A 13,976-nucleotide genomic window follows, 5' to 3' on the forward strand; every position below is an offset into this window, starting at 1 on the left:
GCAAGCGAGCGCAAGACCTAGACATCTTTGATCGGTGCAGTGGGCGCCCCCGCGACCCGGAAATCGCGGGAAGAAGGAACGAGCGCGGCGGCGGCAGGAGCGGCGAAACAGACCACGGCGCACACCGCCAGCACGGGCGCCGCTCCGAACTGGCTGATCGCGGGCGCGATGAACGCCAGCCCGGCGGGCGCCAGGCCGTAGGAGAACAGGAAGTCCAAAGAGGACACTCGCGCGAGCTTCCCCGGCTCGACCTCTCGCTGGGTCGCGGTGAACCACGGGACGTTGAACAGTTCGATGCCCAGCCCGGCGACGGCGTAGGCGGCGATGACGAAGGCCGGGTGCACGGGGAACAGCAGGCTCAGTGGCGCGAAACCGTAACAGCCGAGTCCGATCAGGGCCGCCCAGCCTTGCCGCTTCGGGCGCCAGCGCGCGATGACGGCGGCGCCCGCGAGCGCGCCGAGCGTGTACGCGGTGAGTCCGGCGGCCAGGACGGCTTCGGTGTCGTAGCGGTCGCGGCTGACCAGCGGCAAGACGACGCCGGTCGCGGAGTAACCGGTCGCGATCACGGCGGTCAGCGCGCCGAGTCCGGCGAGGAACCAGGGGTGACGGCGGGCTTCGCGGAGTCCGTCGGCGAACTCGCCGAAGAAGCGGGTCTTGGTCGCGGACGGGGGCGGGGTGAAGGTGCCTCGTGGCGGGATCAGTGCCGCGCCCAGCCAGAGCACCCCGGTCCCGATCACCAGGACCGGCGTCGAGGCGAAGGCGGCGAGCAGGGCGGTGAGGCCAGGGGCGACCAGCGTCGTGACCCGGACGGCCAGCGTCATCGCGGCGTTGGCCTGCTGGCGTTGGTCCTCGGCGATCACTTCGGCGGTCAACGCCTGGAACGCCGGGCGGCACGCGCCCTGGCCGACGCCGACGACGGCGGCCGCGGCGGCCATCAGCACAACGGACCGGCCCATGCCCACTGCGATCAGGGGAGTGGCGAGACCCGCGATGAGGCCTGCCCAGAGCACGACCTGACGGCGGGAGTGCCGGTCCGCGAGTACCCCCGCCACCGGTACGGCCACGAGGAATCCCGCGGTGCGCGCGGCCAGCACGATGCCGAGGTCGACGGCCGAAAGCGACCGTTCGAGCACCGCCAGTCCGAGGATGAACGGCAGCGCCCAGGTCGCCAGCCCGGAGGCGGTGTTCCCGGTCCAGAGCCGTACGAACGACAGGCTGCGGAACACCGGGGTCCGGGTCTGCACGGTGTCGTCGGTCACGCGGATCGCACCTCAACTCACTTGAAATCGGTAATCGTTGTCGGTAAGCCTATCGGGTGACACTCGAAGGCTGGAGGAACCATGGCATTTCCCGTACGGCTGGCGACCGCGTCCGTCGTCATGGCGCTGGTCGCGGGCTGCGCCACCGGCACATCTGATCAGGGCGCGCCCGGCGCCGCCGCACCGGGCGCGATCGAAAGCTGCGGCAAACGCTCGACGTTCGCCGCCGCGCCGAACCGCGTCGTCGCCTTGGACCAGTCCTCGACAGAGACCCTTCTGGCCCTGGGCGCGGGCGCCAAGATGGCCGGGACGGCCAACTTGAAGACCAAGGTTTCGCCGGAGCACGCCGCGGAGTACGCGAAGATCCCGGTACTCTCGCCGAAGGTCCTCACCGCCGAACCGTTGCGCGCGGCGAATCCCGACTTCGTGACGGCTTCCTTCAAGGAGCTCTTCACCGCCGACCGCGCGGGCACCCGTGACGAACTGGAGGCCCTCGGCGTTCCCACCTACGTCAGCGCGGTCAACTGCCCCGACGGCACCACCGGCGCGTTCGAGCGGTTGTTCCGCGACTACGAGAACCTCGGCAGGGCCCTGGGCGTCGCCGATCGCGCCGGTGAGCTGGCCACCGCTCAGCGCGCACTGCTCGCCGAAGCCCGGGGGAAGGCCGCGAAACGACCGCAGGGCCTCAAAGTCGTGTGGGTCTACTCGGTGTTCAAGGAAGTTCCGTACGTCGCCGGGCGCACCGGGATGCCGAGCGAGATGAGCCGGATTTCCGGCGTCACCAACGTTTTCGACGACATCGACCAGGAATGGCCGGAGGTCTCGTGGGAGGCGATCGCCGACCGCGCCCCCGATGTCGTCGTGATCGGCGATCTGTCCGAACGGGGCAACCCCGGCGACACCGCCGACGAAAAGCTCGCCATGATGCGTGCGCATCCGGTCCTCTCGAACCTGCCCGCGGTGCGCGACGGAAAGATCATCAAACTGCCGGGTATCGAACTCGACGCGTCCGTGCGGACGGTCAACGCCTTGGGCGCCTTCGGTTCCGGGCTCGACGCCCTCGGTCATGGCTGACCCGGCGCTGCTCGACCCCGCCGTCGATCCGGTCGTCGAGGATCGCCCCGCCCCACCGGTGAAGGCCCGGCGTCACGGACTGCTTTTCGCGGCCTGGTTGGTCTTGCTGATCGTGTCGCTGGTCGTCGCGACGCGCGCCGGGCTGGGGAGCGGCATCGGCTGGGCGGAACTCGGCCGGGCCGCCGGCGTGCGGCTCGGCCTTCCCGTGTCGCCACTGCCACGGCTGGCCGATTCGCTGATCTGGGATCTCCGGGTGCCGAGGGTGCTGCTGGCGGCGTTGGTCGGAGCGGTGCTGGCGGTGTGCGGCGCGGCCCTGCAGAGCGTCACCCGCAACGCGCTCGCGGATCCGTACCTGCTGGGCGTCTCCTCGGGCGCGTCCACCGGAGCGGTCGTCGTGGTCGTGCTCGGGTTCGCCGGTTCCCGGCTGGGCGTCACCGGCGGCGCGTTCGCCGGGGCGCTGCTCTCGTTCGGGCTGCTCATGCTCCTGTTGCGCCGCAGGGGCGTCGACTCGATGCGGATCGTGCTGACCGGGGTCGTGATCGCCGAACTGTTCGCCGCGCTGACGTCGCTGGTGATCATGTCCTCCGGCGACGCGGACAGCACGCGGGCGCTGGCCCACTGGCTCCTCGGTTCGCTGGCGCCCGCGCGGTGGCAGTCGGTCGTCGTCTGCGCGGTCGCCGCCGCGATCGGCCTGCTGGTGATCTGGTCGTGCTCGGCGGCGCTCGACGGCTTCGCGTTCGGCTCGGACACGGCCGCGTCGCTGGGCATCGACGTCCGCACGACCCGGACCGTGCTGCTGGTCACGACGTCCCTGCTGACCGCGGTCGCCGTGGCGGCGGTGGGCGCCATCGGGTTCGTCGGGCTGATCGTCCCGCACGGGGTCCGGTTCCTGGTGGGGCCGTCGCACCGGTCGCTGCTGCCGCTTTCGGCGATGGCCGGGGCGGTGTTCCTGGTGTGGACGGACGCGGTGGCGCGGGTCCTGTTCACGCCGCTGGAAGTGCCGGTCGGGGTGTTCACCGCGCTGGTCGGCGTTCCGTTGTTCCTGCTCGTGCTGCGGAGACGGGGAGAACTGTGAGGATCGAAGCCCGCGGGGTCGGCTGGGGAGTGCCCGGCAAGGCGATCGTGCGCGACGTGGATCTCGTCGTCGAGGCGGGGGAGACCGTCGGTGTGATCGGGCCGAACGGCTGCGGCAAGTCGTCACTGCTGCGCTGCCTCGCGGGACTGCGGGCCCCGACGACGGGTGTGGTCCGCTACGACGGTGCCGACATCTCCACCTGGCAGCCGCGGACGAGGGCGCGGCACACGGCGTTCGTCGAGCAGAGCGCCGAGACCGACAACGACCTGTGCGTCGCCGAGGTCGTGATGCTCGGCCGGACGGCCTTCCGCTCCCGGTGGCGGGCGCCGGACGCGACGGACCGGGCGATCGTCACGGCGGCATTGGAGCGGCTCGACCTCGGAGCGCTGGCCGACCGGCCGTGGAAACAGCTCTCCGGCGGGGAGCGCCAGCGCGCCCACCTGGCGCGGGCGCTCGCGCAACGCCCCTGGGCGCTGCTGCTCGACGAGCCGACCAACCATCTCGACGTCCGGCATCAGCTGGAGCTGATGGACCTCGTCGCCGGGACCGGGCAGACCGTCGTGATCGTCCTGCACGACCTCACACTGGCCGCGCGATACTGCGATCGTCTGGTCTTGATGAGGGACGGAACGATCGTCGCGGACGGCCCGGCCGAGGACGTCCTCACCGCGTCTTCGCTGCGTGAAGTGTTCGAAGTGGACGCCGAAATCGGCCCTGACCAGGACGGCCGTCTCTCCGTCCGCTACCGGGGAGCGAGCAGAAAGGATAACGAACAGGTAACGCGGTGATCCGGGGGAGATCCCAGTCCGTAGTACCGGATATGCCCGGGGCGTCATCGATGCGCGACAGAGGGCCCGGTCGCGCTCTACTCTGCCTCCCGTGCGCATGCTGACCCCGGCCCGAGGCCCGGTCCGGCGCCTCCGGGGCGGGGCCGTGGGGGTGCTGACCGGCATCTTGGCGACCGGTGCCCACTTCGGCACCAGCGGCCGCGTCCCCGACCTGGGCGTGATCGTGCTGCTCGTCGCCCTGCTGAGCTGGGTGGCGTACGCGTTCGCGGGACGGCAGCGCGGTCCGCTCGCCATCCTGTGCCTGGTGGCGGGCGGGCAGGCGGCGATGCACGTCTCTCTCGCCTTCCTGACCTGGGAATCGCACTCCCATCACGCCGAAACCCCGGACAACGGCCTGCTCATGACGGCCGGGCACGCCGCCGCGACCCTCGTGGTGGTCACGGTGCTGGCCGGCGCCGAGCGCATGCTGTTCGCCTTGACGACGCTGATCGCGTCGGTCCTCCCGCGCCGCCTGACGCCGCGGCCCGCGACAGCGCCGTTGCGGATCCACGTCCCGCTCGCGGTGAAGTACCCCGCGACCGAGGCGCTCCTGCGAGACGTGCTTTCGCGGCGCGGCCCGCCGGTGTCGTTCGCCTGATCCCCGAAACCCTGCCGAGGCCCCCGTCCGGCAGGGCTCAGCACGCGTGCCGTGACGACTCCGGCGCGCGGCGCAGGCGCACGCCTCCCCACCGACGCCTCAGGAGTTCCCCCATGGCAACACAAACCGAACCGACCACGAGCCCACCGCGCGCGTCAGCCTGGCGCGGACTGTTCCTCCGGCTCCACTTCTACGCCGGCGTTCTCGTCGGCCCGTTCGTCCTCATCGCCGCACTCACCGGTGTGCTGTACGCGGCCACCCCTCAGATGGAGTCCTGGGTCTACTCGGACCAGCTACGGGCACCCGTCGGGCTGAACCAGGTCTCGCTCGCCGATCAGGTCAAAGCGGCACAAGCGGCCAACCCCGGCGGTGATCTGGTCGCGGTCCGCCCCGCCCCCGAACCGGGCGACACGACCCGCGTGCTGTTCGCCGAGGAAGGACTCGGCGAGTCCGAGCGGCGCGCGGTCTTCGTCGATCCCGCCACCGCGCAGGTGCGCGGCGACCTCGTCGCGTACGGCTCGAGCGGCGCCTTGCCGCTCCGGACCACGCTCGACCAGCTGCACCGCAACCTGCTGCTCGGCGAACCGGGACGGCTCTACAGCGAACTCGCCGCGTCCTGGCTGTGGGTGGTCGCGTTGGGCGGCCTCGTGCTGTGGGTGAGCCGCCGTCGGACCCGCCGCGCCGAAAAGGCCGCGAAAGCGGAGTCGCCGCGCGGGAAATCCGTGCGCCGTCACGGATCCGTCGGCCTGTGGGTGCTGCTCGGCGCGTTGTTCCTGTCCGCGACGGGATTGACGTGGTCGACGTACGCGGGCGAGAACGTCTCCTCGCTGCGTGAATCCCTCGGCTGGTCCACGCCCGCGTTGAAGGTGACGGGCACCGATGAGCACGCTGGCCACTCGGGGCACGGGGAAGCGCCCTCCGCGCCCGCCCCGGCGCGGCCCGAGAGCGTGGACGCGATGCTGGCCTCCGCTCGCGCCGCCGGGATCGACGCGGCCTCGGTCGAGATCGGGCTGCCCACGAAACCCGGCTCTCCTTGGCAGGTGGCGGAAGTCGAACGCGGCTGGCCGACCCAAGTCGACGCCGTCGCGGTCGACGGCACCACCGGCCAGATCCTGGGCGAGGTGCGGTTCGACGACTACCCGCTGATGGCGAAGCTCGCCCGCTGGGGGATCGACGCGCACATGGGCGTGCTCTTCGGCTGGCCCAACCAGATCGCGCTGCTCCTGCTCGGCGGCGGTCTGGTCACGCTCGTCGTCCTCGGCTACCGGATGTGGTGGCAGCGCAGGCCGACCCGGGCGACCGGGCTGACTTTCGGGCGGCCCATCCCGCGCGGGCAATGGCGGAAGGCGCCGCCCGCCCTGGTGGTGGCACTCGTCGCCCTCGCCGCCGCGATCGGCTGGTTCGTGCCGCTGTTCGGCATCAGCCTGCTGGCGTTCCTGGTGATCGACCTGCTGCTGGGCCTGCGGTCCGGCCGCCGGTCCAAACCGGACACCACCGACGTCACCGTGTGACCTCGACGCCGGTGAGACCGACGCTCGCCGCCCACAACCGGGCGGCGAGCGCGGTGTCGGCCAGCTTCCCGCGAACCGGTTCCAGCCGGGGTTCGCCGCGCAGCCCGAAGACGCGGGGCCCGAACATCTCCCCGCCGCGCACGGCCGGGTCGAGTGCGGCCCTGACGGCGGGCCACGCCCCGGCTTCCTTGCCCTGCAACAGAAGCCCGGCCGGGAACTTCCGCCCGCCCGGCGCTGGGTGCACCGGCCTCGACGGGGTCAGGGAGTCGAGCGCGCCGCCGGGATGGTCGACGAGGCTCAGCACCGTGCTCCCGGCCGCGCGCAGCCGCCGGTCGAGCTCGAAGGCGAACAGCATCTGCGCCAGCTTCGAGCGCGCGTAGGTGCGTTTGGGCTGGTAGTCCCGCTTGCACTGGAGGTCGTCCAGGTCGAGTTCCGCGGACTTGCCCACGAAACTGCCCGTGGTGACGACACGGCCCGCCTCCGCCGCTTCGAGCAACGGCATCAGATGGTGCACCAGGACGAAATGCCCGAGGTGGTTGGTGGCGAACGTCAGTTCGTGGCCCTCGGCGGTCTCGCGCCTCGGCTGCTCCTCCAGGAGAACGCCCGCGTTGCAGACGACGGCGTCGAGCCGGCCGGTGGTCAGAGTATCCACAGAGGACTTGATGGACGAGAGATCCGAAAGGTCGAGCCGCAGGTGCCCGAGCTTCGCGTCCGGCACCTGAGAACGGATCGACGCCATCGCGGCGTCGGCCTTGGCGGCGTTCCGGGTGCCCAGGAGCACGGTGGCACCGGTTCCGGCGAGCTGTTCGGCGGCGAAGTAGCCGATACCCGCGTTGCCGCCGGTGACCAGGAAGGTCTTGCCGTCGGCGCGAGGCAGGTGGTGGACGTCCCAGTGCGTCATGATGGCCCCTGTTCAAAGTCGAAGTCATTCCGAATATACACACGCTCCGAGTTCGGAGTGGGTTCGATGTATTGTGGGTCGCATGGGACAGACCGAGCCGGGCAGGCGCGAACGCAAGAAGGCGGCGACCCGTCAGGCCCTCACAGGCGCGGCGCGAGAACTCTTCCTGGAACGAGGCTTCGACAATGTCACCGTCGCGGAGATCGCCGACGCCGCCGACACCGCGGTGTCCACGCTGTTCGCGCACTTCCCGGGTGGCAAGGAGGCACTGATCCTCGGTCATGGGCAGGAACGGGAGGCGGCGCTGGCCGCGGCGGTGCGAGACCGCGCCGAGGGGGTCTCGATCCTGCAGGCGTTGCGGGACTTTCTCGCGACTCGCGGCCCGTTCGACCCGGCTCCCGACCCGCTGTCGCGCCGGGTCGCGGATCTGGTGATCGCCACGCCGGCCTTGCGCGCCTACGCCAGGACACTGTGGACTGGCTGCGAGGACGCGCTCGCGAAGGTCATCGCCGAGGAGGCGGGCCAGGACGACTTCTCCGTGCGGCTGCTGGCCCGCTATGTCTTGGAGATCCCGGACCTGGCGGGCACGGAGCCCGCTCCGGCCGCCGCGCTGGACGCCGCCTTCGTCTTTCTGCGGCGGGGCTGGCCGGGTTTCTGACTTCCCAGCTCCTCGGTCGGGACGTCGTGCGTCTCGCGCGCGGTGACCGCGGCGGCCGCGCTGAGCAGGCAGACCGCGGCGGTGAAGACGGCGACGCCGAGCCAGTCGCCCTTCCCCGAGCCGATCGCGGCCACCACACTCGGGGCGAACCCGGCGATGGCGAACCCGATCTGGGTGCCGATCGCCATTCCCGAGAGGCGGACCTTGGCGCTGAACATCTCGCCGTAGAACGACGGCCACACCCCGTTGACGGCGCTGTAGGCCACCCCGAACAGCAGGATGCCGACGGTGAAGATCAGCGGGTACGCACCGTCCGAAATCGACCACAGGTACGGGAAGATCAGCACCGCGCAGGCGAGACAGCCGGCGATGAACACCGGTTTGCGCCCGATGCGGTCGGAAAGTCCCGCCAGGAAAGGGATCGCGAGCAACGCGGCGACGTTGGCCAGTACGCCGACCCACAGGATCGGCCCGCGTTCCAGTCCGATCGTGTTGACCGCGTAGCTCAGCGCGTAGACGGTGAAGATGGTGCTGACGGAGGCGATCGTGGCCGCGGCGACGACGCGGAGCACGTCCCTCCAGTGTGTCCGGAAGAGCACGGCGACCGGCAGCTTGGCGACGTCGGACCTGTTCTGTTCGAACACCGGGGTCTCGTCGATCTTGCGGCGGATCACGAACCCGACCACCACCACGACCGCGCTGCACCAGAACGGGATCCGCCAGCCCCAGGTGAGCAACTGCTCCTGGGGGAGCGCGGCGATCGGCAGGAAGACGGCGGTGGCGAGGATCTGGCCCGCCTGCGTGCCGCTGAGGGTGAAACTCGTGTAGTAGCCGCGGCGGTGGGGCGGCGCGTGCTCCATCGACATCGAGTTGGCACCCGCCTGCTCGCCCGCGGCCGAAAGCCCTTGCAGTAAGCGGAGAACCACCAGCAGGACCGGAGCGAGGACACCGATCGAGGCGTACGTCGGCAGACAGCCGACGAGGAACGTCGTGGCGCCCATCAGCAGCAGCGTGAACACCAGGACCTTCTTGCGGCCGAGCCGGTCGCCGACGTGCCCGAGCACGAACGCGCCGACCGGGCGGGCGAGATACCCGACGCCGAAGGTCGCCAGCGCGAGCAGTGTTCCGGTGGCAGGGGAGGAGGTCGGGAAGAAGACCTTGTTGAACACCAGTGCGGCGGCGGTTCCGTAGATGAAGAAGTCGTAATACTCCAGCGCACTGCCGATCCAGGCGGCGAGTGCGGCCTTGCGGGGCATGCCTTGCGTGACAGGGGAGGGAGGGACCACGTCGGCGCTCCTGGGTTTATGTACGATCTAGTTAGTTAATACAGCGTGCGAGACGGTGCCCCGGTTGTCAAGAGCCGGGGCTTCAGGCCGTCAGGTACTCGATCACCAGGTCGCCCAGCATCAGGCGATAGTGATCGCGGCGCGCGGGGTCGAGCATGTCGCGGCCGAAGATCGCGGAGAAGGTGTGCCGGTTCGCGAGGCGGAACACGCAGAACGAGCTGATCACCATGTGCACGTCGAGCGCGTCGACGTCGTCGCGGAACCGGCCGGCTTCACGGCCGCGGCCGAGGATGCGGGCGAGGACGTCGAGTGCGGGATTCGCCATGCCGGACAAGGCTTCCGAGCGTGCGATGTGCTCGCCGTGGTGGATGTTCTCGATGCTGACGAGGCGGATGAAGTCCGGATTCGCCTCGTGGTGATCGAAGGTGAGCTCGGCCAGCTGGCGGATCGCGTCCTCGGGTTCGAGGTGATCGACGTCCAGGTCCTGTTCGAGGGCGCGGATGGTGGCGTACGCCCGCTCGAGCGCGGCGACGTAAAGCTGTTCCTTGCCGCCGAAGTAGTAGTAGATCATCCGCTTCGTGGTGCTCGTGCGCGCGGCGATCTCGTCGACCCTCGCGCCGGCGTAACCCTTGTCGGCGAACTCCCTGGTGGCCACCGCGAGGATTTCGGCGCGGGTGCGTTCCTTGTCGCGCTGGCGCTCGACCTCGGACGACGGTGCGGCCACCTGACTCCCTTCGAACCGCTGGTGGAGGCCTCACTCTAGCGCAGCCCTTCTCGCGTCGGCCCGTTCGAGCTACAGTGAACTCACTAGTTCGTACATTAAGGGAGGATCTTGGTGACCAGTCATCTCATCGGCCTGGTCGGCACCGGCATCGGGCCGTCACTGAGCCCCGCGCTGCACGAACGGGAAGCCGATGAACTCGGGCTGCGCTATCTCTACCGGCGGCTCGACCTCGACGTGCTGAGGATGCCGATCGGCGAGGTGCTGGCCGCCGCCCGGACCACGGGTTTCGACGGGCTCAACATCACGCATCCGGTGAAGCAGCGGGTGCTGCCGTACCTCGACGAGATCGCGCCCGACGCCGCGGCGCTCGGCGCGGTGAACACGGTGGTGTTCCGCGAAGGGCTGGCGACCGGGCACAACACCGACGCGACCGGCTTCGCCCGCAACCTCACCCGAGGCCTGCCCGACGCCGACATGGACACGGTCGTCCTCCTCGGCGCGGGTGGCGCGGGCGCGGCCGTGGCCCACGCCCTGCTCTCGCTGGGGACCGGGCGGCTGATCGTCCACGACGTCGACTCCCCGCGCGCCGGGACCCTGGTGGCCGGACTGCGGAAGCGTTTCGGCGACGACAGGGCACTTTCCGGCTCCCTGGACGACGTCCGGGCCGCCGACGGTCTCGTCCACGCCACCCCGACCGGGATGGCCGCGTATCCGGGATCGCCGGTTCCCGCCGAGTCGCTTCGCCCGGGGATGTGGGTCGCCGACATCGTGTACCGGCCGCTGGAGACCACCTTGCTGAAACAGGCGCGGGAGCGCGGATGCCGGACGTTGCACGGCGGCGGGATGGTGGTCTTCCAGGCGGCGGACTCGTTCCGCCTGTTCACCGGCGCGGAGCCGGACGCGGACCGGATGCTCCGGCATTTCGAAGCGCTGGAAGGGAAAACCGCCCATGTCCGGTGACACCGCCATCGCGACCGTCTGCCTGTCCGGCACCCTCGAAGACAAACTCGCCGCGGCCGCCGCGGCAGGGTTCGGCGGTGTCGAGATCTTCGAAAACGACCTGATCGCGTCACGGCGGTCGCCGTCGGTGATCCGGCGGCTCTGCGCCGATCTCGGACTCAGGATCGATCTCTACCAGCCTTTCCGTGATTTCGAGGCGGTGCCGCCGGACGTGCTCCGGTCGAATCTCCGCCGGGCGCGCCGCAAGTTCGACCTCATGGCCGAACTCGGGGCGGACACCGTCCTGGTCTGTTCGTCGGTCTCGCCCGACGCCGTCGATGACGACGACCTCGCCGCCTCGCAGTTGCACGAGCTGGCCGAAGCGGCGGGGGAGCGCGGAATCCGGGTCGCCTACGAAGCGCTGGCGTGGGGCCGGTTCGTGAACACCTACGAGCACGCGTGGCGCATCGTCCGGCGTGCCGATCACGCGGCCCTGGGGGTCTGCCTCGACAGTTTCCACATCCTTTCGCGACGCAGCGATCCCCGCGCGATCCGGACGATCCCGGGGGAGAAGATCTTCTTCCTCCAGCTCGCCGACGCGCCTTTGCTGGACATGGACGTGCTGCACTGGAGCAGGCATCACCGGCTCTTCCCGGGGCAGGGCGCGTTCGACCTGGCCGCGTTCACCGGTCACGTACTGGCAGCCGGCTATCAGGGGCCGCTTTCGCTGGAGGTCTTCAACGACGTCTTCCGGCAGGCGGATCCGCGCCCGGCGGCCGTCGATGCCATGCGTTCCCTGATCGCTTTGCGGGAATCCGTTGGCACGCTTAAGGTTCCCGCGGCACCTCGCTTGGACGGGCACGCGTTCGCGGAACTTTCCGTTCCGGGAACGGTGCTCGCGGCCCTCGGTTTCGCGCACGCCGGAACGCACCGCACGAAACCGGTTCAGCTGTGGCAGCAGGGATCGGCGCGGGTGCTGGTGAACGAGACCGCCGCGGGCGGCGCCATAGACGCTCTTGGTCTGGTGAGTGCGGACCCTGCCGGATCCGCGCGGCGCGCGGAGACGTTGCTCGCGCCCGTGTCGCCCCGGCCCGCCGTCGCCGCGCCGGACGGAACCGAAATCGTCTTTTGCGACAACGATGAATGGCTTCGTGACTTCGTTCCTGTCGAGACGGCTTCGGTGGGCATGGGAATCACCGGCATCGACCACGTCGCCCTGACACAACCCTTCGATCACTTCGACGAGGCGACGCTGTTCTACCGTTCGGTACTGGGACTGAAGCCTGACGTGGTCTCGGAGTTCGCGGCGCCGTTCGGGCTCGTGCGCAGCCGGGCGGTCGGCGATCAGGACGTCCGTCTGACGTTGGACAGTGCCCTGGTGCGGAGAGGGGAGTGGGCGCCGGGAGTGCCTTCGCCGCAACACATCGCTTTCGCTTGCGAAGACGCTCTCGCCGCCGCGCGCGCCATGAGAGAGTCCGGTGCGCCTTTGCTGGAGATTCCCGGGAACTACTACGACGATCTCGATGCCCGGTTCGACCTGCCTTTCGCCGCCGAATTGCGGGAGAACTCGGTGCTGTACGACCGTGACTCGTCGGGCGAGTTCTTGCATTTCTGTACCGAGCTGGTCGGGTCGCGGGTGTTTTTCGAGGTGGTGCAAAGGATCGGCGGGTATCGCGGATACGGCGTCGTGAACACGCCCGTCTACATGACCGCGCATCGGGAGCGACGGCTGAGTCTGGCACGCTAGTTTTGTCGGTGGCCGGTTGTAGGTTCCTTTCGTGGCTACTTCCAGTGCCGAACTTTCGGCCGTACTCGAGGAAATGACCGATCCGGACCGGTTGGAGGAGATCAATGCTTTAGTGGGTTCCTTGGATGACAAGGATTCCGTGCGGGTCGCGAAGGAGGTCAGTGTCGCTCTCGCGCGTCTTGAGGCCGTCCGGTTCCGGGCTTTGTCGCGGTTGAGCGAGCTGCGTGGCGGGGTGCGGAGTGTGGTGCAGGAAGTGGCGATGAACCTGTTCCTCGTGGACGGTTTCGCCGGCTCCCTGGTGGCGACGGGAGTCGCGCTGACGTCACGGTTGCCGCGGACGTTGTCGCTGATGGACCAGGGAAAGGTAGGCGGATTCGCCGCGCAGAAGGTGGCTGAGGCGACCGCGTGGCTGTCCGATGAGGACTCACTGCTGGCGGACGCGACGCTGGAGTCGAGGCTGCCGGAAAAGAACAGCGAGCAGATCCGCAAGGCGGCGAGCTACGCGGCGATGACGGCCAATCGGTCCGGTGCCGACAGGCAAGCGACCGAACGCCGGAAGGGCCGCAGGCTGTCCGTGGCGCAGGGCGAGGCCGGAGTCGCGTCGATCGAGGTGGTGGACGGCCCGGTCGAGAAGGTCACCGCCGCCCACAAGCGAATCCACCGAAAGGCCCGCGCGCTGCGGAATCAGGGTGACACAAGGACCATGGACCAGCTCCGGGCCGACATCGCCCTGGACTTGCTCCTGGGTGGTCAAGGCGGGGTCTCCGAGCGCACCGAGGTGTTCCTGTACATGGACCTCGCCACGTACCTGGGCCTGAACGACGATCCGGTGCAGATGGCCGGGCACGGCTACCTCCCGGCGGAGCTGGGCCGTCACATCGCCAATGGATCGAACACCGTGCTGCGGCGCATCATCACCGACCCGCTCAGCGGCCAGGTCCAAGACCTGGGCAGAACGCGGTATCGCCCCGACGCGGCGACGGCCGAATTCGTCCGCGTGCGGGATCGCGAATGCCGAAGACCCGGCTGCGACCGGGCCGCTCACTCCTGCGAACTCGACCACTCGATCCCCTGGCAGTCCCAGGGCGAGACGAACGTCGCCGACCTGGTCAGCTACTGCACCCGTGACCATCGGCTGAAGGACGAACCCGGCTGGATCTACCGCCTCGACCCCGATGGCGGCCTCACCGTCACCACCCCGACCGGACACACCCACACCAGCACACCCCCGCCGCTGCACGAACCACGGACGGAACCGCCCTCGTTCTGAGCCGTTGCCGCTGAGCGGCGAATCGAGGGTTGATTGTTGCTTTGCTGCTGGCTGTTGAGCTGTTGCCGCGGAACGGCGACGTTGAAGGCGGGTTTCCGCGTTTCGAA

At 69.6% G+C, this 13,976-nt stretch carries 13 protein-coding genes; 9 read left to right on the forward strand and 4 right to left on the reverse strand.

What is annotated here, in order from left to right; translation table 11 throughout:
• Positions 1-17: 17 nt before the first annotated feature.
• Positions 18-1,226 carry an MFS transporter gene (locus tag ACZ5IK_RS27090; protein ID WP_465490278.1) on the reverse strand — a complete coding sequence of 403 codons (1,209 nt, stop codon included), beginning with the start codon at positions 1,224-1,226 and terminating at the stop codon, positions 18-20.
• A gap of 114 nt (positions 1,227-1,340) precedes the next feature.
• Between ACZ5IK_RS27090 and ACZ5IK_RS27095 the strand changes: the two genes are divergently transcribed.
• The 5 genes from ACZ5IK_RS27095 (at position 1,341) to ACZ5IK_RS27115 (ending at position 6,344) form a co-directional block, all read left to right on the forward strand.
• On the forward strand, positions 1,341-2,333 hold the full coding sequence (locus ACZ5IK_RS27095; protein ID WP_465490244.1) for an ABC transporter substrate-binding protein: 993 nt from the start codon (positions 1,341-1,343) through the stop codon (positions 2,331-2,333).
• Positions 2,326-3,408, forward strand: coding sequence for a FecCD family ABC transporter permease (locus ACZ5IK_RS27100; RefSeq protein ID WP_465490245.1), 1,083 nt, complete (start codon positions 2,326-2,328; stop codon positions 3,406-3,408). The genes ACZ5IK_RS27095 and ACZ5IK_RS27100 overlap by 8 nt, the downstream gene beginning before the upstream one ends.
• Entirely contained in the window at positions 3,405-4,196 is a 792-nt protein-coding gene (locus ACZ5IK_RS27105) for an ABC transporter ATP-binding protein (protein ID WP_465490246.1), read from the forward strand. Before ACZ5IK_RS27100 ends, ACZ5IK_RS27105 begins: the two co-directional genes overlap by 4 nt.
• A 97-nt stretch (positions 4,197-4,293) precedes the next feature.
• Positions 4,294-4,833 (forward strand): hypothetical protein, encoded by a 540-nt coding sequence (locus ACZ5IK_RS27110; protein ID WP_465490279.1) that lies wholly within the window; start codon positions 4,294-4,296, stop codon positions 4,831-4,833.
• A gap of 113 nt (positions 4,834-4,946) precedes the next feature.
• A complete protein-coding gene (locus ACZ5IK_RS27115; protein ID WP_465490247.1) occupies positions 4,947-6,344 on the forward strand; it encodes a PepSY-associated TM helix domain-containing protein in 1,398 nt (465 codons plus the stop codon).
• Here ACZ5IK_RS27115 and ACZ5IK_RS27120 read toward each other — a convergent pair.
• Complete coding sequence (locus ACZ5IK_RS27120; protein WP_465490248.1) at positions 6,334-7,245, reverse strand: SDR family NAD(P)-dependent oxidoreductase; 912 nt, start codon at positions 7,243-7,245, stop codon at positions 6,334-6,336. The genes ACZ5IK_RS27115 and ACZ5IK_RS27120 overlap by 11 nt on opposite strands.
• Before the next feature lie 82 nt (positions 7,246-7,327).
• Here ACZ5IK_RS27120 and ACZ5IK_RS27125 point away from each other — a divergent pair, with 82 nt between their 5' ends.
• The gene (locus ACZ5IK_RS27125) at positions 7,328-7,903 is read left to right on the forward strand and encodes a TetR/AcrR family transcriptional regulator (RefSeq protein ID WP_465490249.1); all 576 of its coding nucleotides are present in this window, start codon (positions 7,328-7,330) and stop codon (positions 7,901-7,903) included.
• On the opposite strand, the gene ACZ5IK_RS27130 is transcribed toward ACZ5IK_RS27125, so the two are convergent.
• Positions 7,801-9,159: an MFS transporter gene (locus tag ACZ5IK_RS27130; RefSeq protein WP_465490280.1), complete on the reverse strand. Its 1,359-nt coding sequence runs from the start codon at positions 9,157-9,159 to the stop codon at positions 7,801-7,803. The two genes, ACZ5IK_RS27125 and ACZ5IK_RS27130, sit on opposite strands and share 103 nt — an antisense overlap.
• Before the next feature lie 112 nt (positions 9,160-9,271).
• Complete coding sequence (locus tag ACZ5IK_RS27135; RefSeq protein ID WP_101608279.1) at positions 9,272-9,913, reverse strand: TetR/AcrR family transcriptional regulator; 642 nt, start codon at positions 9,911-9,913, stop codon at positions 9,272-9,274.
• Positions 9,914-10,024: 111 nt separating this feature from the next.
• Here ACZ5IK_RS27135 and ACZ5IK_RS27140 point away from each other — a divergent pair, with 111 nt between their 5' ends.
• From ACZ5IK_RS27140 to ACZ5IK_RS27150, 3 genes are all read left to right on the forward strand, one after another.
• Positions 10,025-10,873 carry a shikimate dehydrogenase gene (locus ACZ5IK_RS27140; RefSeq protein WP_465490250.1) on the forward strand — a complete coding sequence of 283 codons (849 nt, stop codon included), beginning with the start codon at positions 10,025-10,027 and terminating at the stop codon, positions 10,871-10,873.
• Complete coding sequence (locus ACZ5IK_RS27145) at positions 10,863-12,599, forward strand: bifunctional sugar phosphate isomerase/epimerase/4-hydroxyphenylpyruvate dioxygenase family protein (protein WP_465490251.1); 1,737 nt, start codon at positions 10,863-10,865, stop codon at positions 12,597-12,599. Before ACZ5IK_RS27140 ends, ACZ5IK_RS27145 begins: the two co-directional genes overlap by 11 nt.
• 73 nt (positions 12,600-12,672) lie before the next feature.
• Positions 12,673-13,869 carry an HNH endonuclease signature motif containing protein gene (locus ACZ5IK_RS27150; protein WP_465490281.1) on the forward strand — a complete coding sequence of 399 codons (1,197 nt, stop codon included), beginning with the start codon at positions 12,673-12,675 and terminating at the stop codon, positions 13,867-13,869.
• Positions 13,870-13,976 lie beyond the last annotated feature (107 nt).

This window comes from Amycolatopsis sp. NPDC031561, from assembly GCF_055580625.1.